Origin of the sequence: Edaphosphingomonas haloaromaticamans, assembly GCF_001853345.1 — a bacterium.
Lineage (GTDB): Bacteria > Pseudomonadota > Alphaproteobacteria > Sphingomonadales > Sphingomonadaceae > Sphingomonas_E > Sphingomonas_E fennica.
On sequence record NZ_MIPT01000001.1, the window covers coordinates 3,637,670 to 3,661,022 of the forward strand.

The 23,353-nt window shown below is 67.6% G+C and carries 15 protein-coding genes; 5 read left to right on the forward strand and 10 right to left on the reverse strand.

Annotated features, from left to right (window positions below; all coding sequences use genetic code 11):
• The first annotated feature begins 247 nt into the window (after positions 1-247).
• Positions 248-2,992 carry a TonB-dependent receptor domain-containing protein gene (locus tag BHE75_RS16880; protein WP_254684477.1) on the forward strand — a complete coding sequence of 915 codons (2,745 nt, stop codon included), beginning with the start codon at positions 248-250 and terminating at the stop codon, positions 2,990-2,992.
• Positions 2,993-3,013: 21 nt separating this feature from the next.
• Here BHE75_RS16880 and BHE75_RS16885 read toward each other — a convergent pair whose 3' ends face one another.
• The 8 genes from BHE75_RS16885 to BHE75_RS16920 form a co-directional block, all read right to left on the reverse strand.
• Positions 3,014-5,050, reverse strand: coding sequence for an MGH1-like glycoside hydrolase domain-containing protein (locus BHE75_RS16885; RefSeq protein WP_070934553.1), 2,037 nt, complete (start codon positions 5,048-5,050; stop codon positions 3,014-3,016).
• A gap of 116 nt (positions 5,051-5,166) precedes the next feature.
• Complete coding sequence (locus BHE75_RS16890) at positions 5,167-8,028, reverse strand: TonB-dependent receptor (RefSeq protein ID WP_070934554.1); 2,862 nt, start codon at positions 8,026-8,028, stop codon at positions 5,167-5,169.
• A gap of 318 nt (positions 8,029-8,346) precedes the next feature.
• On the reverse strand, positions 8,347-9,768 hold the full coding sequence (locus tag BHE75_RS16895; protein ID WP_070934555.1) for a family 43 glycosylhydrolase: 1,422 nt from the start codon (positions 9,766-9,768) through the stop codon (positions 8,347-8,349).
• A gap of 79 nt (positions 9,769-9,847) precedes the next feature.
• Entirely contained in the window at positions 9,848-10,888 is a 1,041-nt protein-coding gene (locus BHE75_RS16900; protein ID WP_070934556.1) for an arabinan endo-1,5-alpha-L-arabinosidase, read from the reverse strand.
• 58 nt (positions 10,889-10,946) lie between these two features.
• On the reverse strand, positions 10,947-12,515 hold the full coding sequence (locus tag BHE75_RS16905) for an alpha-N-arabinofuranosidase (protein ID WP_070934557.1): 1,569 nt from the start codon (positions 12,513-12,515) through the stop codon (positions 10,947-10,949).
• Between the two features lie 20 nt (positions 12,516-12,535).
• On the reverse strand, positions 12,536-13,462 hold the full coding sequence (locus BHE75_RS16910) for a Gfo/Idh/MocA family protein (RefSeq protein WP_070934558.1): 927 nt from the start codon (positions 13,460-13,462) through the stop codon (positions 12,536-12,538).
• Positions 13,463-13,464: 2 nt separating this feature from the next.
• On the reverse strand, positions 13,465-14,457 hold the full coding sequence (gene araD1, locus BHE75_RS16915; RefSeq protein WP_070934559.1) for an AraD1 family protein: 993 nt from the start codon (positions 14,455-14,457) through the stop codon (positions 13,465-13,467).
• A 92-nt stretch (positions 14,458-14,549) separates the two neighbouring features.
• Entirely contained in the window at positions 14,550-16,118 is a 1,569-nt protein-coding gene (locus BHE75_RS16920; RefSeq protein ID WP_070934560.1) for an aldehyde dehydrogenase (NADP(+)), read from the reverse strand.
• A gap of 107 nt (positions 16,119-16,225) precedes the next feature.
• Between BHE75_RS16920 and BHE75_RS16925 the strand changes: the two genes are divergently transcribed.
• Positions 16,226-16,987, forward strand: a complete 762-nt coding sequence (locus tag BHE75_RS16925; RefSeq protein WP_015458033.1) for a FadR/GntR family transcriptional regulator — start codon at positions 16,226-16,228, stop codon at positions 16,985-16,987.
• A gap of 94 nt (positions 16,988-17,081) precedes the next feature.
• Here the strand turns inward: BHE75_RS16925 and BHE75_RS16930 are convergent, their stop codons facing one another.
• Entirely contained in the window at positions 17,082-18,392 is a 1,311-nt protein-coding gene (locus tag BHE75_RS16930) for a sugar MFS transporter (protein WP_015458034.1), read from the reverse strand.
• Between the two features lie 175 nt (positions 18,393-18,567).
• On the opposite strand from BHE75_RS16930, the gene BHE75_RS16935 reads away from it, so the two are divergent.
• From BHE75_RS16935 to BHE75_RS16945, 3 genes are read left to right on the forward strand one after another with little or no spacing between them, the layout of a single operon-like run.
• On the forward strand, positions 18,568-19,671 hold the full coding sequence (locus BHE75_RS16935; protein ID WP_438830629.1) for an aldose epimerase family protein: 1,104 nt from the start codon (positions 18,568-18,570) through the stop codon (positions 19,669-19,671).
• 11 nt (positions 19,672-19,682) lie between these two features.
• Complete coding sequence (locus BHE75_RS16940; protein WP_070934562.1) at positions 19,683-21,479, forward strand: IlvD/Edd family dehydratase; 1,797 nt, start codon at positions 19,683-19,685, stop codon at positions 21,477-21,479.
• Between the two features lie 26 nt (positions 21,480-21,505).
• Positions 21,506-22,363, forward strand: coding sequence for an SMP-30/gluconolactonase/LRE family protein (locus tag BHE75_RS16945; RefSeq protein ID WP_070934563.1), 858 nt, complete (start codon positions 21,506-21,508; stop codon positions 22,361-22,363).
• 54 nt (positions 22,364-22,417) lie between these two features.
• Here the strand turns inward: BHE75_RS16945 and BHE75_RS16950 are convergent, their stop codons facing one another.
• Positions 22,418-23,341, reverse strand: a complete 924-nt coding sequence (locus BHE75_RS16950) for a LysR substrate-binding domain-containing protein (RefSeq protein ID WP_070934564.1) — start codon at positions 23,339-23,341, stop codon at positions 22,418-22,420.
• Positions 23,342-23,353 lie beyond the last annotated feature (12 nt).

The window sequence follows — 23,353 nt, forward strand, 5'->3', positions numbered from 1 at the left end:
AAGTATATTTCCCGACATATAGAAAAGATAATTTTCCGATCAATTTCGATTCTTCCGATATCGCCTGCCTCTTAACGGAGAAAGAACATGGCAGCGCCGGTCCGCGCCCGCGCGCATTGCCGGCGGTATCCTTCCGCGGGGCGCGGGGCGCGACAGAGCCGCCGCCGCCCGCCGAGCGCGGAAATCCGCGCATATTTCACCGCCGACATAAAATGTTCGATCGGCCCGAATAGGGCGGGCGAAACAGATGAAACACGGGATTGTCATGGTCCGCCTGCCGCTTTTGCTTTCCGGTATCGCCCTCCTGCCAGCACTGGCCGCCGCCCAGGAAAGGGCGCCGGCCGAACCGGACAGGCATGGCCCCGCCCCCGATGCCGAGATGGCGGGGGACGAGGATATCGTCGTCACCGGCCAGCGCCCGCCGGGTAGCGTGATCGGCGACATCGCGCCCGAGCTGGTGCTGAGCCCGGCGGACATCCGCACCTATGGGGTAAGCTCGATCACCGACCTCATCGCCGAGCTCGGCCCGCAGACGACGAGCGGCCGGGGCGGCCGGCCGGTGGTGCTGCTGAACGGCAAGCGGATATCGAGCTTCGCCGAGATCCGCGACATTCCGACCGAGGCGATCCTGCGCGCGGAGATATTGCCGGAGGAAGTGGCGCTCAAATATGGCTATCGCGCCGACCAGAAGGTGGTGAACATCGTGCTGCGCCCGCGCTTCCGCACGACCACCGCCGAACTGACCGGCGCCGCGCCGACCGAAGGCGGGCAGAGCAGCGCCAGCGCCGAGAGCAGCCTGCTCCGGATCAACAAGGAAGGCCGCTTCAACCTTGCGCTCAAATATCAGCGCAGCTCCGCGCTCTACGAGGATGAGCGCGATATCGTCGCCGATACGCCGCGTCGCCCCTATGACGTGACCGGCAACATCACCGCACCCGTCTATGGCGACGAGATCGATCCCGCGCTGAGCGCGCTTGCCGGCCAGCCCGTGACGGCGGCCGGCGTGCCTGCCGCCGCGGCGCAAGGCGCGCAGCCGCTTACCGCCTTCAACCGGCCGATCAACACGACCGATACGGGGCGCTACCGCACGCTGCTGCCGCAGACCGACAGCGTATCGATGAACGCCGTGCTGAACCGCACCATCTTCGGCGACGTATCGGCGACGGTGAACGGCACCTTATCCTACGATGAGAGCGACAGCGCCCAGGGCCTCGCCACCGCATCGATCCGGCTGCCCGGCGAAAGCCCCTTCTCCCCCTTCGCCGGCGAGACGCGGCTCTACCGCTATCTCGACGAGATCGATCCGCGCACCCAGCAGAGCAAGACGGTGACCGGGCATCTCGGCTTCACGCTGAGCGGCGCGGCCAAGGGCTGGCAATGGAATGCCACCGGCAATTACGACCGCACCGAGATCAGGACCCGCACCCGCAACGGCGTGGACATCGCCGATTTCCAGGCTGGGATCGACGCGCTCGATCCCACGCTCAACCCCTTCGCGCCGATCCCTGCGGCCCTGATGGGCGGCCCGCTGATCGACCGCGCGCGTTCGGTGGAGGGCGTGGGCAATATCCAGCTCGTCGCCAACGGCACGCTGGCGCGGCTGCCGGCCGGGCCGGTCTCCGCCACGGTGAAGCTGGGCGGCGAGTTCAACGACCTCGACGCCCATTCCACCCGCGCCGGCATGATGACGGACAGCGATCTTTCGCGCGACATCGCTAGCGGCCAGATCAGCCTGGACCTGCCGCTGGCCAGCCGGAAGCGCGGCTTCATCGGCCCGCTGGGCGAGCTTTCGGCCAATGTGAACCTGGCCTATGACCGTCTTTCCGACTTCGGCGGGCTGACCACGCTGGGCTACGGTCTCAACTGGACGCCGATCCCCGCCATCCGCCTGATCGCATCGGTGACGGAGGACGAGAATGCGCCGACCATGCAGCAGCTCGGCAACCCCACCATCGCGACCAGCGGCGTCCGGATATTCGATTATGTGCGCGGCGAGACGGTGGACGTCACCCGGATCAGCGGCGGCAACCCCACGCTCCAGGCCGACGACCGGCGCGTGTTCAAGCTGGGGGCGACCATCCGCCCCTTTACCGGCAACGACCTGACGCTGAGCGCCGATTATGTGAACAGCCGCGTGCGCGATGCGGTGGCGGCCTTCCCGACGCCCACCGCCGCGATCGAGGCCGCCTTCCCCGATCGCTTCGTGCGCGATGCCAGCGGCCAGCTCGTCAGCGTCGACAGCCGGCCGATCAACTTCACCCGCCAGAACAGTGAGGAGCTGCGCTGGGGGATCAATTTCTCGAAGCAGCTTTCCTCCCCACCGGCGGGCGCCGGCAACCGGCCGATGCTGCGGGAGCTGGCGCGCGATGCGGGTGACGGGCCGCCCGCCGAGCGCCCGGCGGGGAGCGACGCGGATCGGCCGCGCGGTGCCGGCTTCGGACCGGGCGGCGGCGGTTTCGGCCGCGGCCCCGGCGGGCGCGGCACGCGGATGCAGTTCGCCGTCTATCACACCGTCCACCTGCGCGAGGAAATCCTCGTCCGCCCCGACGGGCCGATGCTGGACCTGCTGGACGGCGACGCGATCGGATCGACCGGCGGCCAGCCCAGGCATGAAGTGGAGGCGCAGGCCGGTCTGACCCATAACGGGCTGGGCGCGCGCCTTTCCGCCGCGTGGCGCAGCGGCACGGACGTGAATGGCGGGCCCGACGGATCGGATTCGCTGCACTTTTCCAGCCTGACGACGATCAACCTCCGCTTCTTCGCGGATCTGGGCCAGCAGGCGAAGCTGGTGTCCGCCGTCCCCTTCTTGCGCGGCTCGCGGATCACCCTTTCGGTGACGAACCTGTTCAACGAACGGATGCGCGTGCGCGACGCGGTCGGCATCACGCCGGTCAGCTACCAGCCGGACTATCTCGATCCGCTGGGCCGTTCGATCCGCATCAGCTTCCGCAAGCTGTTCTTCCCGCCCCGGCCGTCCGGGCCGCGCCCCTGACCGCTCGGCCGCGCGGGCGCCTCAATCAGGTTCGTAGAGCTTCAGCTCCACGAGCCTGACGGCCCGGCCCGGCCGCTGGCGCATCAGGAGGCGGACCTTGCTGACGGCGGCGGCGGGCCAGCGGACATGGGTCACGCCGTTGGCGACCGGCCGGCCGGCGGGCGCGGCGAGATCGCGCCAGCCCTGCCCGGTCCAGGCCTGGATGCGATAACGCTCGGGCACGTCGAAGCCCTTGCCATCGGCGAAGAAGGCGAGCTCGGCCCGCGACAGGCGCATCGGCCTGCCGAGATCGACGGCATACCATTGCTCGCCCCCCGCAGGCGCGGACGACCAGCCGTTGGGCAGTTCCGGAAAGAACCACAGCCGCCCGTCGATCGCGTCATGGACATTTTCGGGATCGGTGTTGCTCGATGCCTCGCCCCTGGGGAAATTGCCCCGGACGAGCTGGACGGCGCGGTTGACCGGACGCGCATAGGACGGGGCCGGCGCGCGGGGCACCGGCACGGCGAGGCGACCGATCGTGGCGCGCCGGGCGACCTCCCGGCCATCGACCTCCAGCGCCAGCCCCGGACCACGGCCATAATGGCTGCCGTCCTGATCCCAGGTCACCGCGATGCGATGGCCGTGATAGGGCACGTCCTGCACGCGGAACCAGGGGAGGGCCTGGGCATCGCCCGCGTCCGGCAGCAGCGGGTTCAGCTCCAGCATATCGTCCGCGCGCGGGCGGATGCCGACGAGGCCGGTGAGGATCAGATCGACATAGCCCGAATGGAAATAATGGTGGCTGCGATCGAGCCCGACGATCGGCCGGCCGGTCTCGGGATGATAATCCTCCTCCAGATCGAGGCGGCGGTCCTTCCCGGCGCCCTGATAGTGAAGCGCGGTATATTGGCGCAGCAGGCGCATATAGTCGCCGCGCGTGACCGGGCCGTGATCGCGATAATGATCCAGCAGGTTGGCCATGCCCGTCAGCACCTGGGTGGTCTGATAAGGCCAGACCGGGCCGTTCCACTGGCATTCCGGCGCGCTGCCCAGATAGCGATACTGGCGCATATAATATGGGTAGGACGCCTCGACGGTGCGCATGCCCGCCTTGCCCGCCAGCGATGCGGGATCGAGCAGATGGCGCCAGGCCGCCGCATAGCGGGCCTCGTCCGGCGGCAGATCGAACATCCAGGGCAGATAGCCGACCAGCTCGCGATTGCGGATCGGCGACCAATATTTCACATGATCGTTATCGACCTGGTAGCGATCGACGAAATGGGCGAGATCGGGGCTCCACAGCGCATCGAGCACCCGCGCCCGAAGCGCGTCCGCCCGCTCCCGGAACTCGCCGGCCATCGCCTCGTCGCCGGCCATTTCGGAGAGCCTCGCCAGCGCACGGGCATTGGCGAACATATAGACGTTGACCGAGGGCCGGAAGGAATCGCCGCCGCGAAACCCGTCCTCCCCGCCCGACGCATCGATCGAGGAGACGGTATATTCGGTCGCGTCCAGCAGCGGCTCGACGAAATAGAGGCCCTTCGCGAAATCGAACTTCTCGTCCCACAGGCGATAGATGTGGCGCATCACCGCCAGATGGCGCAGCGCGGCCTCGCGATCGCCATCGACCAGGAAGCGGCCATAGACCGAATCCGCCATATGATCGGTGAAGTGGCGGTCGTTGCCGCCGCGATACATGAAATCCACATAATCGCCGGCATAGCGGCGATCGTTCAGCCAGCGCCCTTCCGCCAGGTGGAAGCCGGTGGCGTCGTTGAGGCTGGCGAAGGGATGGCGCTGCCAATCGACATCGTCGAGGAATTCGGTGGAGATATAGCCTTCGGCGCCGAGGTCGCGCTGGTGGGCGCGGAACAGCGACCAGCGATAATAATAGACCGCATCGATCTGCGGATCGGCGGATTCGAAGAAGGGAATGCGGCCTTCATACCAGGGCGCATCATTGCCGAAGCGCTGCACCGCGATGGCGTGCGTATCCATCGCCGGGCCGGGGGGCGCGGCCGCCGCCGTCGCAGCGAGCGCCGCGCCCGCCAGCAGCATCCGGAGCCATGCGCGCATCCGCCATCCTCGCTCGAAAATTCGGCGGCCGCCCCGGGGACGTAGGAGAGGGATCCCGGAACGGCCGCCATATGCGGGATGCGGCAAGGAGAGGCCGCATCCCAGGGGAACAGAGGTCAGAAGCTGAAGCGGGCACCCAGCGCGAAGGTGCGCGCCAGCAGCAGGGTGCCGAGATTATACTTCTCGGAATCCCCGGCATTGCCGTATTTGTAGTAACTCTGCTGCTTCGACTTGAGCAGGTTCACCGCATCGAAGGTCACGCCGATATTGTCGGTGACGTTCCAGGTGAGCTGCAGGTCGAGGCTCGATTCCGGCTTGTACCAGATGCCGATCGGGTTGGCGAAGAGCCGCGCCTCGTTGTTGTGCAGGAAGCCCTTGCGCCAGATGTAGGACAAGCGGGCGTTGAACGGCCCCTTATCGTAAGCCAGCGTCGTGTTGTACGACAGCTTCGACACGTTGAAGAATTGCGACTGGGTTTCGCCCGTGATGTTGCCGGCGGAATCCGTTTCCGGGATCGTCTGGTTCGAATCGAGAACCGTCAGGCTGCCCTGGAAGCCGAGGCCGTCGAGGATGCCGGGCAGATAGTTCGGATAGTAGGTAAGCCCCACTTCCACGCCCTTCAGCACGCCATCCGAAGCATTGACCGGCCGGGTGATCGCGAAATTGTCGGTCGCGCCGGCAACGATATCGTTGTCCGGGATATGCTCCATCACCGTCAGCGGCACGACCAGGCCGTTGATCTCGCGCCGGAAGCCGGTGACGTAGATCGCGCTGTTGCGTTCGAAATACCATTCGAGCGCGAGGTCGTAATTCTTCGAATGCGTGGGCTTCAGGTTCGCTGTGCCGGCCGTGCCGCTGCCATAGCCGACATTGGTGAGATCGCCGGTGAGCGAATAGTTCGGGTTGATATCGGTGAAGTTCGGACGCCGCAGCGTTTCGCCATAGTTGAAGCGCAGGCGCAGCCTGGGCGTGATCTCGTAGCGCGCGGTGAAGCTCGGCAGGAACTTCTCGGCCGAATTGCCGGCACGGGTCAGCTCGCCGTCCGCCAGGCGGTTGAAGAAGTTGGACTTGGTGCTCACCGCGACGAAGCGGACGCCGCCTTCCAGCTGGAGCGGGCGGCCGAGGATCGAGACTTCGCCGTCCGCCATCACATAGGCCGACATCGTCGTTTCATCGATGTCGAAGACGCGATCGAGCGAGAGCTGGCCGCTGGTCGGCAGGCCGTAGAGACCGCGCACATAATCCGCATTGCTGTGCAGCCAGTAGCCGTTGGCCAGCGTCCAGCTGGTCGGCACGTCGGCGCGGCCGTCGAAGAAGCCGGAATTGGTGAACTGCGCGTCCTCGCCCAGCGACGAAAGCGGCGCGCCCAGATTGTTCGCGTCCTGCGTGCGGGTGAAGCTGGAAGCCTTGCGGTCGTCATAGCGCACGCCCGCCTTGACCCGGCGCAGGAAGCCTTCGTCCCAGGTGTAATAGCCGTCGAGAGTCAGCGTGACGGCGCTGCCCTTGTTCTTGTCGGCATTGTCGTAAAGCTGGGCGACGTTCCACACGCTGGGATCGGTCAGCAGGGAATCGTCGTCGAAGTGATAGGAGGGGACGCCGCCGCCGGCGTTGAAATCCGCCGTGATCTGCTGCGCCACGCGATCGGTGCGCATCGCGATGAACGAGGTCTTGTTGGTGCTCGTCTGGTAGGCGACGTCACCGATGATCTTGCCGCGATCGCCAAGATCCCACTGGCCGTTCAGGGCATAGACGAAGCTGTCGGTCTTGTTGGTGGCATAATCGCCGCTGTTGAAGCCGTAGACATCGTCCACGGTGCGCGCCTTGACGATGTTGGTGCCGTCATAAAGCTCGACCGCGCCCGGATTGCCCCACCAGTCGACGAAGCTGAACTGCAGCGAGTTGAAGGTGTTGCCCCGGAAACCGGAATAGAAGACCTCGGCGGTGTAGACGGAGCTGCTGTTCGGCGCCCACTGCACGGCGGCGTTGACCGACGGGCGTTCGCGCTTGCCGTAGAGATCCGAGCTGAAGACCGCGTCGCGCGACAGGACATAGGGCGTTTCCTGCCCGTTGATGTCCAGCGTGGACCCCGCCCCCGTGGGAAGGCCGGAATTGGTGCCGGGCGTCCAGATATTGCCGTTCGGGTTGGTGGGCGAAACCACGCGGCAATCGGTGGGCTGCAGGCGCTCATAGGGCACCCAGGGCGCGCCCTGCGGGCAGGCGCCGGGCATATTGCTGGTCGTCACGCCCGGCAGGTTGCCGTCGGTCAGGAACGGCACCATGGCGCCGGCCGTGGTCGACATGTTGCGATATTTGGTGCGGCTCCACGAACCGTTCACCAGCACGCCGATATCGCCGATGCCGGTTTCCCAGCGATCGCTGACGAGCAGCGCGACGTTGGGATTATAGGTATCGGCCTGCTCGTTATAGATGCCGCGCGCGAGGCCCGAGATGGCGAAGCCGTCGAAATCGAACGGACGGCGGGTCTTGACGTCGATCTGGCCGGCAAGGCCGGTCTCGATCTGGTCGGCCGACCGGGTCTTGTAGACGTCGACCTGCCTGACGAGGTTGGCCGAGACATCCTGCAGCGCGAAGGACTGGCCGGCCGCGGTGAAGACGTTGCGGCCGTTGAGCGTGGTCAGCGGATCGGCGAGGCCGCGGATCGTGACGGTCGCGGCCTCGCCGCCGCCGCGATCGGTGACCTGGACGCCGGTGACGCGCTGGAGCGCCTCAACGACATTATTGTCGGGCAGCTTGCCGACGTCCTCCGCGACGATCGAGTCGACGATCTGGATCGATTCCTTGCGGACGTTGAGCGCGCCGACGATGGAGGCGCGGACGCCGGTGACGACGATGTCCTCATTGCTCGCGGCATCACCCTGCTGGGCGGCCGGCGCGGCATCGACCTGGGCATAGGCCGCAGTGCCCGCCATCAGCGAGAAAATGGACACGGAACACATGACAATCGGCTTGAAAGCCATCTCACCCCTCCCCTCGGCCGGCGACTTGCCGCGCCGCTTATTAACTCCGACTACTTATTTCCGACACCGGGGCAGCGCAAGGGCAAAGTTGCGAATGGATGTCACCCGGCAAGCCAGCGTGGCAAGCGCGACACACTTCGCTCAATATGCTGTTATTATTCATTATTTTTCGGATACGCCGCCCGTCCGGCGGACAGGCGAGGGCGGGAGACGCGCCGATCCGCAGGGATTGACCGCGCCTCCATCATCGCTTGATCCAGTCTCCGAATGCGGCCCGGATGACCGCACAAGTCCGACTTATCGAGTCGTGTGCGTCGCTTATCCCAGCACCCAGGCGGAAGCGGCGTCGCCGGCGGACGCCAGCACGAGCGCGCCGTCGCGATGGGCGAGCGCCTTATCGGCGCCGCCCACGGGAGTAAAGCGCACCGCGCCACCCGGAACCGGGCGACGGACGAAGCTGCTCCTGCGCAGGAAAGCGGCATCCGCCCCCGCTTTTTCGAGGCGAGCCGCGCCGTCCGGCCCTATGGCGATGCAATAGTCCGGCATATCGATCGGGCTCAGCGTGACGCTGCCGGCGACCCGCGCGGGCGACTGGCGGAACTGGGTCGCGGGCAATGCCCCTTCGCCAACGAACAGGCGGGCGCCATCGTGCACCAGGTGCGATTCCCGGCGATCGGCGGGCGACAGCCGATCGGGCAAGGGGCCGTTGCCGACGGGTATGCCGAAATCGGGCGTGCCGTCCGCCCGGTAATAGAGCCGCTGGATACGGGTGTGGCGGTTGGGATCGAACAGCGGATCGCCGCTGATCGCCTCATAATCGCGCCCGTGATAGACGAGGATGTCGCGCCCTTCCTCGTCGACGGTGAAGCTGTTGTGGCCGGGACCATAGACCCCGGTCGCTTCCGAAGTGACGAACACCGGCTCGGGCGATTTCGCCCAGGCGCGGGCATCCATGATATCCGCATCGGCATCGGCGGTGAGCAGGCCCAGGCAATAGCGCGCGTCGGTCGCGCTCGCCGAATAGGTCATGAACAGCCGCCCGTTGCGGGCGAGGATGGCCGGCGCCTCGGCCACCTTGAAGCCCCGCACCTCCCAGTCGAGCGTCGGCACGGTGAGGCGCGTGGGCTTCGCCGCCAGGGTCAGCGGAGTCGCCAGCGGCGCGATATAGAGGTTGGAATTGGTCTCGATCCCCGGCTCGCGCTGCGCCCATACGAAATAGCGGGTGCCGCGATGCTCGAACACGGTGGAATCGAGGTTGAAGCTGTCCCACGGCGCCTGGAACTGGCCGAGCACCGACCAGCCGCCCGTCATCGGGTCCGGCCCGTCGCAGACGATCGCATAGGTGCGGATGCGGAACACATCCTCGCCGCCGCCGCTGGGGCCGGCGGCGAAATACATGATCCAGCGCCCGTCGATCAGGTGCAGTTCCGGCGCCCAGATGAAGCCGGACAGCGGCCCGCTGGGAAGATGGCGCCACAGCACCCGCTCCTCCGCCGTCGCCAGCCCCGCCAAGGTGCGGGACCGCCGCAGCACCAGCCGGTCATATTCCGGCACCGACCCGGTCAGGTAATACCAGCCATCCTCGTGGCGGAAGACCTGCGCATCGGCGCGCTGGCGGACCAGCGGGTTCACGGGCACGGCGGCCGGCGCCTCCGAAGAAGCGGCGCGCGCGATCGCCGGCACCGCGGAAAGCGCGGCCGTGCCGGCGATGAAGCCACGGCGGGACAAGATCAGGTTCATGGACATTCCTCCCGATGCCGCCCCGGAAAAAGGCGGCGCTTATCAGAAAGCATCGGGCGGCGGCGGGCCGCCCGGCGCATCAATATTCGGCGACCGGCCAGCCATCCGCGCCCCAGCGGACCGGCGCGATCCTGAGCGTGGGCGCGCCCTTATTCTGGCGATCATAAGCGTGGTAGACGACATAGTCCCTGCCGTCCGCGTCATGCAGCCAGCCGGCATGGCCGGGGCCGCGGAAGCGCTGCTGCTCCCGCAGGTCGGCGCGCAGGAAGATCGTTCCCCCGCCCTCCATCAGCGCGCTGCCGTCCTTGCCCAGATAGGGGCCGGTGATCGCCTTCGATCGGCCGATCACCGTGTAATAGGTGCTGTTCACGCCCTTGCAGCAATAATCGTAGGACAGGATCAGCCAGTAATAGCCGCCATGATCGACGATGAAGGGCGCCTCCACCGGGGCCGGGCCGCCGGCCGGCGCCGGGCGGCGGGCGATCGACAGAGGCTTCGCATCCGGCTTCAGCGGCTTGCCCGTCTTCGGATCGAGCTCGACCAGCTTGATCCCGCTCCAGAAGCTGCCGAAGGACAGCCAGTGCCGCCCCTCCCGATCGATGATGAAATTGGGATCGATGGCGTTGAAGTCGTCGGCCGGCGTGGACATCACCACCAGCCCCTCGTCCCGCCAGCCATAGCCGGGCGCCTTGGGATCGAGCGTCGGGCTGGTGAACAGGCCGATGGCCGAGCGGTTCGATCCGAAGGTGGAGACCGAATAATAAAGCCGGTAGCGGCCGTTCACATGGCTGATGTCCGGCGCCCACATGCCGTCGGTGCCCGGCACCGCCGCCTTCGCCCAGGCCGGGATGGTATCGAACAGCGGGGCGCCCGCCGTCCAGTGGACCAGATCCCGCGAGGTGCGGGTTTCGATGTAGCGGCCGCCATTGCCGGTGCCGAAGACATGATAGGTATCGCCTTCGCGGATGATCACCGGATCATGCGTCGGCACCAGATCGCCGGTCAGCCGGCTGTTGAGCGTCGCCTCCCCGCCCTCGGCCTGCTGCGCCGGGGCGGCCCCGCTTAGCGCCAGCGCGGCGATGCCCGCCGCCGCCAGCGCCGCTGTCGCGAACTTCCTCATCCTCTCCTCCCCGATAGGCGATGGGGCTTGCCGGCCGGTGCGCCCGGCCGGCGGCCGTTCATTGCAGGTCGAGCATCACCACCGACTTGGCCGGCAGATCGACGGTCAGCACGCCGCCTTCGATCCGGGCGCCGGTGAAGGCGGCCGGACGCACCACATCGGGCGCGTCGAAGCTGTTGTGCGAATTGATCGCCGGCGCGGTGAGGATGCGGCCGGAAACGCCCTGCGCGGCCAGGCCGTCGAACTTCACCGTCACCGTGTGGGGCTGGTTGGGATCGAGGTTGGACAGGCCGACATGGACCTTGCCGTCCCTGGCGCGCACCGCCGATCCGCTGACGGCCGGCATCGTCCACTTGTCCTTGGCATACCAGGGCGCATCGATGCTGACCGGCAGCACGGTGGCGTCCTGATAGGGCTTGTACATCTCGAAGACATGATAGGTGGGGGTCAGCACCATCTTGTTGCCTTCGGTCAGGATCATCGCCTGCAGCACGTTCACCATCTGGGCGATGGCGGTCATCTTCACGCGATCGGCATGCCTGGCGAAGATATCCAGGTGGATCGACGCGATCAGCGCATCGCGCAGCGTGTTCTGCTGGCGCAGGAAGCCGGGATGCGTGCCTGGATCCTGGGCATACCAGGCGCCCCATTCATCGACGGCCAGCCACACGCGCTTCTGCGGATCATATTTGTCCATAATCGCGGTGTGCCTGGCGATCAGATCCTCCATGTGCAGCGCGCCGGCCAGCGCATCGGCCCAGCCGGATTCGTCGAAGTCGACGGCCGGCGCGCGCGGCGGCCAGCCACCGGCGGGGTGGACGTAATAATGGAGCGAAAGCGCGTCGAGCTGGCTGCCGGCGACGCGCATCATCGTCTCCGTCCAATTATAGTCGTCGACATTGGCGCCCGCGGCGATCTTCATGATCCGCGTGCCGGCGGGCGCCTTGATGAAGGTGGCGTAGCGGCGGGTGACATCCGCCGCATATTCGGGCCGCATATTGCCGCCGCAGCCCCACAATTCGTTGCCCACCCCGAAATAGGGGACCTTCCACGGCTCCTTATGGCCGTTCCTGGCGCGCTCGTCCGCAAGGCTGCCGGCCGGCGCGGTCATATATTCCACCCACTCGGCCATTTCCTGCGGCGTGCCGTTGCCGACATTGCCGGCGATATAGGCCTCGGCGCCGACCTGGCGGAGCAGCTCGAAAAATTCATGCGTGCCGACGCTGTTGGGCTCCGTCACCCCGCCCCAATGGGTATTCACCTTCACCGGCCGCTTGGCCTTCGGGCCGATGCCCTCACGCCAGTGATATTCATCGGCGAAGCAGCCGCCCGGCCAGCGGATCACGGGCACGCTGAGGTTGCGGAGCGCGGCGACCACATCGTTGCGGAAGCCGTTGGTGTTGGGGATCGACTTGTCGTTGCCCACCCACAGGCCGCCATAGATGCCGTTGCCGAGATGCTCGGCGAACTGGGTGAAGATGCGGCGGTCATAGACCGGGCCGGGCTTGTCCGCCTCGACCGTGACGGTCACGGGCTTCACCGCTTCGGCATGGCCGGCCGTGGCGGCGGCGATGGCGGTGGCGGACAGCAGCAGCGCGGTGGCGGCGCGGCGCAGGGTTCCTATCATTTCCTCTCCCCCTTCTATTCTCAATCGTGGAACGGTTCGGTGATCTCGCGCCGGCCGCGCAGGAAGGCATCGGCCACCAGGCGCAGCGGATCGGTATCGACATCGCTGCGGCCGCCGCGGATCAGCGTGGCGAAGCGGCCATAGAGGCCGGGATATTCGTGATCCTCGCTATGTTCGGTGCCGCTCGGGATCGATAGCACCGCGCCGCCGTTGGAAAGCTTCAGCGTGCCGGCATCAGTTTCGACGATGATGTCCCAGCTCTGCGGGCCGGTCTGGCGCCAGTCGAGGTCCATGCTGATCGGCGCGCCGGCGGTGTCGCGGAATTCGAGGTCCGCCGCGATCGGCGCCGCCCGGTTTTCGGGCAGCACCAGCGTGGCCGATTTCAGGAAGAAGGGGCGCGGCAGGATGTGGGTGATGATCGACAGCGCATTGATGCCGGGATCGAACACCCCCAGGCCGCCCGGTTCCCAGATCCAGGCCTGGCCGGGATGCCACACGCGGACATCCTCCCGCCAGACGACCGAAACCCGCTCCACCGTGCGTTCGGCAAGCCATGCGCGCGCCGGGGCGACGCCGGCGGCGAAGCGCGAATGCCAGCCGGCGAACAGGGTGGCGCCCACCTTGTCGGCCCGCGCGCTGAGCGCCGCCACCTCGGCCAGCGTCGCGCCCGGCGGCTTTTCCAGGAATACGTGGATGCCGCGCTTCAGCGCCATGGCGGCGAGATCGTAGCGGACCTGCGGCGGCGTGCAGAGCGCGACCGCGTCCACCGCCGGCCCTTCCTCCAGCAGCGCCTCCAGCCCGCGATGGTGCGGGATGCCGGCCATGCCGGGATCGTGCGGGCTGACGGTGGCGGCCAGGCTGAAGGCGCCGTTGCCGGCGATCGCGGGCAGATGCTGGTCGCGCGCGATCTTGCCCATGCCGACGACGGCGATGCGAATGGGGTCCATGTTCAAAGCGCCTTCACCATGACGGTCGCCTCGCCGGCGCGCGCCAGCGGGTTGCGCAGCGGCAGGGTGAAGGGCGCGGCCGCGATCTCGAACACGTCGCCTTCCCGGGTGCGCACGCCATCGGTGAACGAAAGGGTGGCCGTGCCGTAGAAATGGACGTGAATGTCGCCGGGGCGGCGGAACAGATCATATTTGAAGTGATGCGCCTCCAGATTGGCGAAGCTGTGCGACATGTTCGCCTCGCCCGACAGGAAGGGCTTTTCCCACAGCGTCTCGCCATCGCGCAGGATGCGGCTGGCGCCGGCCACATTATCGGGCAGTTCGCCCACCAGCAGCTCCGGCCCCAGGGCCGCCTGCCGCAGCTTGGAATGGGCCAGCCACAGATAATTGTGCCGTTCGGTCACATGATCGCTGAATTCGTTGGCGAGGCAGAGGCCGAGGCGGAAGGGCGTGCCATCCGGGCCGATGATGTAGATGCCGGCCAGTTCCGGCTCCTCGCCGCCATCCTGCGCGAAGGCCGGCATGGTCAGCGCGTCTCCGGGGCCGACGAGCTGGGAGCCGTCGCCCTTGTAGAACCATTCGGGCTGCTGGCCGGTCTCGCCGGGCGCGGGCTTGCCGCCTTCCAGCCCTTCCAGGAACATCCGCATGGAATCGGTCTTGGCGGCGGCGGCGGCGGCCTCGCGGTGCATCTTGTCCCGCCCCTCGGCCGAACCGAGATGGGTGAGGCCCGTGCCGCTCAGGATCAGGTGAGCGGGATCTTCATGGTCGATCGGCGAAAGCAGGCGGCCGGCCGCCAGCTCCGCCGCGATGTCCACCGCGTCGCCGGTGCCGAGCGCGGCGACGATATCGGCAAGGCTCCTGCCCTCCCCGATCGCGCGCAGCGCCAGCGCGTGGATGCTGGTGGCGCCGGGAACGAAGGCGGCGGCATCGCCGCGCGCGGCGATCACCGAACGCACGCCTTCAGCGCTGCAATGCTGCAGCAGACGAAATGCCATGAAAAACTCTCCCTTCAGGGCGCCGCCGTTGCGGACGCCGTCACATCTGCGATGCGGGCAGGCGCGCGGAAGGCGCCCGCCCGCCGATCCGGTCAGCCGGTGGTGAGCACGCCATCGACGAGGCGCGGCACGCCATCGCCCGCCGCCGCGTCGCCAAGCTCGGCCGGCAGCAGCGCCTGCGCCAGATTCTGGTAGGACACCGGCCGCAGGAAGCGATCGATCGCCAGGCTGCCGACCGAGGTGGTGCGCGCATCCGACGTTGCCGGGAACGGCCCGCCATGGACCATCGCATGGCAGACCTCGACGCCCGTGGGCCAGCCGTTGGCGAGGATGCGGCCGACCTTGCGTTCCAGCAGCGGCAGCAGGCGGGACGCGATCGCCTCGTCCGCCGCATCCATGTGGAGCGTGGCGGTAAGCTGCCCTTCCAGGCCCGCGAGCACCGTGCGAAGCTCCGCCTCGTCACGGCAGCGGACGATGATCGAGGACGCGCCGAACACCTCGTGGCCCAGCGCCTTGTCCGCCAGGAAGGCGGATGCCGTCGTCTGGAACAAGGCGGCCTGGCCGCGCGTGCAGCCATTGCCTTCCCTGCCCCGCGCCAGCGTCTCCACGCTGCCGTTGCTGGCAAGTGCCGCCGTGCCCTTTTCGAAGGCGTCGTGGATGCCGGTCGTCAGCATCACCTGCGCATCCGCGCCGCCCACCCCTTCCGTGGCGGCGGCGACGAAGGCATCCAGCCCCTCGCCCTCGATCGCCAGAATCAGGCCGGGATTGGTGCAGAATTGCCCCGCGCCCATGGTCAGCGAGCCGACAAAGGCCTGGCCCAGCGCCTGCCCGCGCGCCTTCAGCGCCTCGGGCAGCAGCAGGACGGGGTTGATGCTGGACATTTCCGCATAGACCGGGATCGGCACGGGCCGCGCCTGCGCCAGCTTCATCAGCGCCAGGCCGCCGCCGCGCGATCCGGTGAAGCCCACGGCGGCGATGCGCGGGTCCTGCACCAGCGCCGCGCCCAGATCATTGCCGGGGCCGACGAGGTGCGAGAACACGCCTTCCGGCAAGCCGGAGGCCGCGACGGCGCGGGCGATGGCGGCAGCGACGAGCGCGCCGGTCTCGGGATGGGCGGGATGCCCCTTCACCACCACCGGGCAGCCGGCGGCCAGCGCCGAGGCGGTATCGCCGCCCGCCGTGGAGAAAGCGAGCGGGAAGTTGGACGCGCCGAACACGGCCACCGGCCCCAGCGGGATCATGCGCAGGCGGATATCCGGGCGCGGCAGCGGCTGGCGATCGGGCAGGGCCGGATCGATGCGCAGGCCGAGCCACGCGCCCGCGCGCACGACATTGGCGAACAGGCGGAGCTGGCCGGTGGTGCGGCCGCGCTCGCCCTCCAGCCGGGCGCGCGGCAGGCCGCTTTCGCGCATCGCGGCGACGATCAGGCCGTCGCCGATGCCCATGATCTCGTCGGCGATTCGTTCGAGGAAGGCGGCGCGCTCTTCCCGGCCCGTCGCGCGATAGATATCGAAGGCGGCTTCGGCGGCGGCGCAGGCGGCCGCCACGTCGGCGGGGCCATGGACCGGAAAAGCCTCCCCTTCGGGTTGCCCCGTCTCAGCGGCAACGGAACGGAATCCGCCGCTTTCCGCGCGGTCGGACGAGATGGCTGCACCGGTCATTTGCGTCTCCTTATTACTCCGACATATTACAGCGAAACGGCGATGGCAATGTTTGCCGTTTCGTCATCGGCATGCCGCTGTTAATTGTCGGGCCGGAGGGGCAATTCATGGGGAACGCCAAAGTGGGGAATGACAAGGGCGCGGACGAGGCGAAACCGGCGGCCAGCACGCGCGGCCCCGGCCGGCGGCTGCATGGCGCCGTGGCGCACAAGCTGGGCACGGCGATCCTGTCCGGCAAATATGCGCCCGGCGATACGCTGTCGGGTGAGGTGGCCTTTGCCGAGGAGCTGGAAATCTCCCGCAGCGCCTATCGCGAGGCGGTGCAGGTGCTGACCGCCAAGGGCCTGGTCGAAAGCCGCCCCAAGGCGGGCACGCGCGTGCTGCCCCGCAACCGCTGGAACCTCCTCGACCCGGACGTGCTGGCCTGGGCCTTCGCCGGGGAGCCGGACGTCGAGTTCATCCGCAACCTGTTCGAGCTGCGTTCGATCGTCGAGCCCGCGGCGGCGCGGCTGGCGGCCGAACGGCGCGACAAATCCGACATCAAGGTGATGAAGGAGGCGCTTGCGGCCATGCGGCGGCACACCGTCGCCACCGAGGCCGGGCGCGCCGCCGACCGCGATTTCCACAACGCCATCCTGCGCGCCACGCATAATGACGCGCTGATGGCGCTCGCCGCCAGCATCGGCGCGGCGGTGAACTGGACCACCCAGTTCAAGCAGCGCGCCCGCGCCCTCCCCCGCAACCCGATCCCCGATCACGTCCGCGTTTATGACGCGATCGCCGCCGGCGATGCCGATGCGGCCAGCGATGCGATGCGCGCGCTGGTCGATCTGGCGCTGGAGGATACGCGCAGCTCCATGCAGGATTGATCTTCCCCGCCCGCCCCGGAATCAAGAAGGCCCCGCCTCCACCAGGGAAGCGGGGCCTTTTCCCTTGGCCGGCTGGCGGGCCGGCGGCGGGAATTCAGCCGATCTGCTGATCGGGCAGCGCGTGGGTGGGGCGCGAACCCCACAGCGCGTAGAAGAGGACGTAAAGCTCGCAGGCGGCGGTCAGCAGGAACGAGGTCTGCAGGCCGTAATTGTCCGCCAGCCAGCCCTGCACGACCACCAGCGCGCCGCCGGCGATCGCCATCACCAGCAGGCCCGACCCCTCCTCGGTCAGCGGGCCGAGGCCGCGAATGCCCAGCGTGAAGATGGTCGGGAACATGATCGAATGGAACAGCCCCACCGAGATCAGCGCCCACATCGCGACATGGCCGGTGGTGGACGCCGCCGTCAGGATCACGACGAAGGCGCCGATGCTGGCGACGGCCAGTGCGCGTTCCGGCGCGACGTTGCGCATCGCGAAGCTGCCGATGAAGCGGCCGACCATCATCCCGCCCCACAGCAGGAACAGGTAATGCGACGCCTGCTCATGGGTGAGATTGCCGATCTGCGGCTGCGACACGAAATTGATGAACAGGTTGGAAACGCCAATTTCGGCAATCAGATAGATGAAGATCGCCGGCACGCCGAGCACGAGGTTGCGATGCCGCCACAACGAATGCTGCCGGCGCTCCTCCTTGGCCGCGCGCCGGGTGGCGCTGCCCATGGCGGGCAGCGGGAAACGGGCGATGACGATGGCGAGGATGACGAGCACGACCGCCACGATCAGATAGGGAAGCTGGACCGACTGGGCATCCGCCAGCCGTTCCGCCTGGGTGAGCACCGATGCCCCGCCCTCCGCCGTGCCCGATGCCGAACGGCCCAGGATCAGATAGCCGCCGAACAGCGGCGCCAGCGTGGTGCCGAAGGAATTGAACGCCTGCACCAGGTTGAGGCGCGATGACGCGGTTTCCGGCTTGCCGACCACGGCGACATAGGGGTTGGCCGCGACCTGCAGCAGCGTGATGCCGCACGCGATCACGAAAAGCGCGACGAGCGTGACGCCGTAGGAGGGGATGCGCGCCGCCGGGATCATGCCGAGCGCGCCGGCCGCCATGATGCAGAGGCCGACGACCAGCGACTTCTTGTAGCCGATCCGCTCGATCAGCTTCGCCGCCGGGATCGAGGCGACGAAATAGGCGATGAACCAGACGGATTCGATGATTGTTGTCTGGGTATAGCTGAGGTCGAACACGCTGCGCAGATGCGGCAGCAGCGTATTGTTGATGACCGTGATGAAGCCCCACATGAAGAAGAGGCTGGCCAGCAAGGTGAGCGCCGGGCCGTAGCTTGCGCCCTCCTGTCCCGGCTCTCCGGCCGGTGTTGCGGTGGTGATTATCGGTGCGGCCATGCCACCCTTCTCCAAAGTTGATCCCCGCCTGCGTTCATTGCCGTCACGGGTTGCGCTTGTTTATTTTGTCGGACTATATGTGCCGCAAGCATGCGTCAATGGGCGCGCATAATCCGGGAGGACGAGAATGCAAAGGCGGGGCAAGGCGGGGACGGCGTTGGGTTGCCTGGCGGCGATGCTGGCGACGGGCACGGCGGCGGCGGCGGCGGCCGAAATCAGCCGCGCGCCGGCTGGCACGCTCGGCGACGGCACCGCGATCGAGGCGATCACGCTGAAGAACGGCCACGGCGTCGCCGCCACCGTCCTCACCTACGGCGCCACCCTGCAATCGCTGGTGGGCCCCGATCGCGCCGGCAAGCCGGCGGACGTGGTGCTCGGCTATGACGATCTCGCCTCCTATGTGGACCATCCCAATTATTTCGGCGTGACGGTGGGCCGCTATGCCAACCGCATCGCCGGCGGCCGCTTCGCGCTCGACGGCAAGTCCTACCAATTGCCCCTCAACGACAAGACCAATTCGCTGCACGGCGGCGGCAAGGGCTTCGACAAGGTCGCATGGAAGGTCGTCTCGGCCAAGAGCGGGCCGGTCGCCACACTGGTGCTCGCGCATACCAGCCCGGACGGCGACGCCGGCTATCCCGGCAAGCTCGACGCCACCGTCACCTATTCGCTCGACGAGACCGGCGCGCTCACCATCGCGTTCGAGGCGAAGACGGACAAGCCCACCATCGTCAACATGACGAACCACGCGATCTTCAACCTCGCGGGCGAGGGATCGCCCGAAGGCGCCACCGGCCATCTGCTGACCATCCCGGCGAAGGCCTATACCCCGGTCAACGCCAGCCTCATCCCCACGGGCGAGCTGCGGCCGGTGGAAGGCACCGTGTTCGATTTCCGCGCGCCCCGCCGCATCGCGGACGGCATTCGCGACGGGCGCGAGGAACAGATCCGCTTCGGCCAGGGCTACGACCATAATTTCGCGCTCGACAAGGGCCTCACCCGATCGCCGGAGCTGGTCGCCAGGCTGGAGGACCCATCCTCGGGCCGCGTGCTCGAAGTGCTCAGCACCGAGCCGGGCGTGCAGTTCTACACCGGCAATTTCCTCGACGGCACGTTCGTCGGCAAGCAGGGGCATCTCTACCGCATGGGCGACGGCATCGCGCTCGAGCCGCAGAAATTCCCCGATGCCCCGAACCAGCCGGGCTTCATCTCCGCGCGCGTCGATCCCGGCAAGCCTTACCGGCACGTGATGATCTACCGCCTGTCCACGACCCGTTGAACGGATAAACGATGACCGACACCGCACCGCCCAAGCTCCGTTCGCGCGCCTGGTTCGACAACCCCGACAATATCGACATGACCGCCCTCTATCTGGAGCGGTATCTGAACTTCGGCCTCAGCCTGGAGGAATTGCGCTCGGGCAAGCCGATCATCGGCATCGCCCAGACGGGCAGCGATCTTTCCCCCTGCAACCGCCATCATCTGGTGCTGGCCGAACGCATCCGCGAGGGCATTCGCGAAGCTGGCGGCATCGCCCTGGAATTCCCGGTCCACCCGATCCAGGAAACCGGCAAGCGGCCGACGGCGGGGCTCGATCGCAACCTCGCCTATCTGGGCCTGGTCGAGGCGATCTACGGATATCCGATCGATGGCGTGGTGCTGACCACCGGTTGCGACAAGACGACGCCCGCCTGCCTGATGGCGGCAGCGACGGTGAACATCCCCGCCATCGCGCTTTCGGTCGGCCCGATGCTGAACGGCTGGCACAAGGGCGAACGGACGGGTTCGGGCACGATCGTGTGGAAGGCGCGGCAGATGCTGGCCGCCGGCCAAATCGACAATGCCGGCTTCATCAAGCTCGTCGCCTCGTCCGCGCCATCGACCGGCTATTGCAACACCATGGGCACCGCGACGACGATGAACAGCCTGGCCGAGGCGCTGGGCATGATGCTGCCCGGATCGGCGGCCATCCCGGCGCCCTATCGCGACCGGCAGGAAGTGGCGTATCTGACCGGCAAGCGCATCGTCGAGATGGTGGCCGAGGACCTGAAGCCCTCCGACATCCTGACCCTGGACGCCTTCCACAACGCCATCGTCGTCAATTCCGCGATCGGCGGATCAACCAACGCGCCGATCCACCTCGCCGCGATCGCCCGCCATATCGGCGTGGACCTGCCGCTGAAGGATTGGGAGACGGAAGGGCATAAGGTGCCGCTGCTCGTCAACCTCCAGCCCGCCGGCGAATATCTGGGCGAGGATTATTATCGCGCGGGCGGCGTGCCGGCGGTGGTCGCCCAGCTGATGGGCCAGGGGCTGATCCGCGAAGCCGCGATGACGGTGAACGGCCGGACGATTGGCGATAATTGCCGCGACGCGACGATCGAGGACGAACGCGTCATCCGCCCCTTCCATCAGCCGCTGAAGGAGGAAGCCGGCTTCCTCGTGCTTACCGGCAACCTGTTCGACGCCGCGATCATGAAGACGAGCGTGATCAGCCCCGAATTCCGCGACCGCTACCTCTCCAACCCGGACGATCCCGATGCGTTCGAAGGGCCGGCGGTCGTGTTCGACGGGCCGGAGGATTATCACCACCGCATCGACGATCCGTCGCTCGGCATCACGCCGCAGACGCTGCTGTTCATGCGCGGCGCGGGGCCGATCGGCTATCCGGGCGCGGCGGAGGTGGTGAACATGCGCCCGCCCGCCTACCTCATCACCGAAGGCGTCAGCGCGCTGCCGTGCATCGGCGACGGCCGGCAATCCGGCACCAGCGGCAGCCCCTCCATCCTCAACGCCAGCCCGGAGGCCGCGGCCAATGGCGGCCTGGCCCTGCTCAGGACGGGGGACAGGGTGCGCCTCGACCTGCGCAGGGGCCGGGTGGACGTGCTGATATCCGACGCGGAGCTGGCCGATCGCCGCAAGGCGCTGGAAGCGGCGGGCGGCTATGCCTATCCCGCCTCGCAGACGCCGTGGCAGGAGATACAGCGCAAGATCGTCGGCCAGATGGATACCGGCGCGATCCTGGAAGGGGCGGAGAAATATCAGCGCATCGCCCAGACCCAGGGCCTGCCGCGCGACAATCACTGAGCCGACGCGCAAGGGGCGGAGCCGCCATGGCGGAATGGACGATCATCGGGCGCGACGTGCGCGACGAACTGGGCGAAGGCACCTTGTGGTCGGCGCGGGACAATGCCGTCTATTGGGTGGATATCCTCGCGCCTACGCTCAACCGGCTGGCGCTGGATACAAGCGAGATCCGCCGCTGGCCGATGCCCGAGCCGCTGGGCTGGGTGGTGGAGCGCGCCGGCGGCGGCTTCATCGGCGGTTTCCGGAGCGGCTTCGCCGAGATCGACCTCGATCCCGTCGCGATCCGCCCGATCGCCGATCCGGAGCCGCATCTGCCCGGCAACCGGATGAACGACGGCAAGGCCGATGCCCAGGGCCGCATCTGGTGCGGCACGATGGACATGGCCGAGGCGCAGGATATGGGATCGCTCTACCGCCTCGATCCCGATCGCCGCTGGACACGGATGGACGAAGGCTATCGCGTGCCCAACGGCCCCGCTTTCTCGCATTGCGGCCGCTGGCTCTATCATTCGGATACGGCGCGGCGCGTCATCTACCGCTTCGCCCTGGATGCGGACGGCGCGATCGCCGATCGCCGGCCCTTCGTCCATTTCACCGAGGCGGACGGCTATCCGGACGGCATGACCGTCGATGCGGACGGGCATATCTGGGTCGCCCACTGGGGCGGCGGACGGATCAGCCGCTTCTCGCCCGATGGCGAACAGGTGCGCACGGTGACGCTGCCGGCACGCCAGGTCACCAACATCACCTTCGCCGGCGCCGGCCTCGACCGCATGTTCGTGACGACAGCCGCGACCGGCCTCGCCCCGACCGAGCATGACGGCGCGCTCTACGAGATCGACTGCGGCACACGCGGCCTGCCCACCGGCATCTTCCCCGGCTGAATCGACGACGACCGCCGCGATCCAGCGCCGATCCGGGCAGGCCCCGATAGCCGATCATTCATAGCCGGATTCCGGAACGCGCTGGCGCTGGACGGCGCATTCGGCGGCAAGGAAGTCGAGCAGGGCACGCACCGAGGGCAGCAGGCCGCGCCGCGACGGGAATACCGCGTGGACGATCTCGTTGGCGGGCCGCCATTCGGGCAGCACCGTCACCAGCCGTCCGCTTTGCAGATCGTCCCACACAACAAGCGTCGGCAGGCGCACCGCCCCGGCCCCGGCCAGCGCGGCATCGCGCAGCGCCGCCATATCGTCCGTGACCAGCCGTGGCGCATGGCGCACGTCAGCGACGCTGCCGTCGGCATGGGTCAGCCGCCAGCGATGGTCGCGGGCTGCCGGGCCGAAATCGAGGCTCGGCAATTCGGACAGGTCGGCGGGAACGGTGATGGCGCGGCCTTTCAGCAGGCCGGGGCTGGCGACGATGCGGATCGTGCGCTCGTCGAACCGGCGCATGACCAGATCGCTCCTGGCCAATGGCGGCGGACGGACGCGGATCGCCAGATCGAAGCCCTCGCCGATCACGTCGACCCGCCGGTTGGTGCTTTCGACGTGAAGCTCGACATCGGGGTAGAGCGCCATGAAGCGGCCGAACAGCGCACCGAACTGGAAGGCGATGAGGCCGGAGGGGCAGCTCAGGCGGATCACCCCGCGCGGCGCGGCGCGCGACTGGTCGACAACGGTCTGCGCCGCTTCCGCCTCCACGAGCATGGCGACGCAGTGACGGTAATATTCCTGGCCGATTTCGGTCACGGAGAAACGCCGGGTCGAGCGCTGGATCAGCCGGACGCCAAGCCGCTCCTCCAGCAGGCCGATGCGGCGGCTGATCTTGGATTTCTGCAGGCCCAGCGCGCGCGCCGCCGATGCGAAGCCGCCATGATCGACTGCCTGGACAAACAGATAAAGGTCGTTGAGGTCCTGCATTGTCCTATTTTT

Bases quoted from the DNA above. Each gene is read 5' to 3' on its own strand.
- BHE75_RS16880 (WP_254684477.1), top strand. From the start codon at position 248: ATGAAACACGGGATTGTCATGGTCCGCCTGCCGCTTTTGCTTTCCGGT.
- BHE75_RS16885 (WP_070934553.1), bottom strand. From the start codon at position 5,050: ATGCGCGCATGGCTCCGGATGCTGCTGGCGGGCGCGGCGCTCGCTGCG.
- BHE75_RS16890 (WP_070934554.1), bottom strand. From the start codon at position 8,028: ATGGCTTTCAAGCCGATTGTCATGTGTTCCGTGTCCATTTTCTCGCTG.
- BHE75_RS16895 (WP_070934555.1), bottom strand. From the start codon at position 9,768: ATGAACCTGATCTTGTCCCGCCGTGGCTTCATCGCCGGCACGGCCGCG.
- BHE75_RS16900 (WP_070934556.1), bottom strand. From the start codon at position 10,888: ATGAGGAAGTTCGCGACAGCGGCGCTGGCGGCGGCGGGCATCGCCGCG.
- BHE75_RS16905 (WP_070934557.1), bottom strand. From the start codon at position 12,515: ATGATAGGAACCCTGCGCCGCGCCGCCACCGCGCTGCTGCTGTCCGCC.
- BHE75_RS16910 (WP_070934558.1), bottom strand. From the start codon at position 13,462: ATGGACCCCATTCGCATCGCCGTCGTCGGCATGGGCAAGATCGCGCGC.
- araD1 (WP_070934559.1), bottom strand. From the start codon at position 14,457: ATGGCATTTCGTCTGCTGCAGCATTGCAGCGCTGAAGGCGTGCGTTCG.
- BHE75_RS16920 (WP_070934560.1), bottom strand. From the start codon at position 16,118: ATGACCGGTGCAGCCATCTCGTCCGACCGCGCGGAAAGCGGCGGATTC.
- BHE75_RS16925 (WP_015458033.1), top strand. From the start codon at position 16,226: ATGGGGAACGCCAAAGTGGGGAATGACAAGGGCGCGGACGAGGCGAAA.
- BHE75_RS16930 (WP_015458034.1), bottom strand. From the start codon at position 18,392: ATGGCCGCACCGATAATCACCACCGCAACACCGGCCGGAGAGCCGGGA.
- BHE75_RS16935 (WP_438830629.1), top strand. From the start codon at position 18,568: ATGCTGGCGACGGGCACGGCGGCGGCGGCGGCGGCCGAAATCAGCCGC.
- BHE75_RS16940 (WP_070934562.1), top strand. From the start codon at position 19,683: ATGACCGACACCGCACCGCCCAAGCTCCGTTCGCGCGCCTGGTTCGAC.
- BHE75_RS16945 (WP_070934563.1), top strand. From the start codon at position 21,506: ATGGCGGAATGGACGATCATCGGGCGCGACGTGCGCGACGAACTGGGC.
- BHE75_RS16950 (WP_070934564.1), bottom strand. From the start codon at position 23,341: ATGCAGGACCTCAACGACCTTTATCTGTTTGTCCAGGCAGTCGATCAT.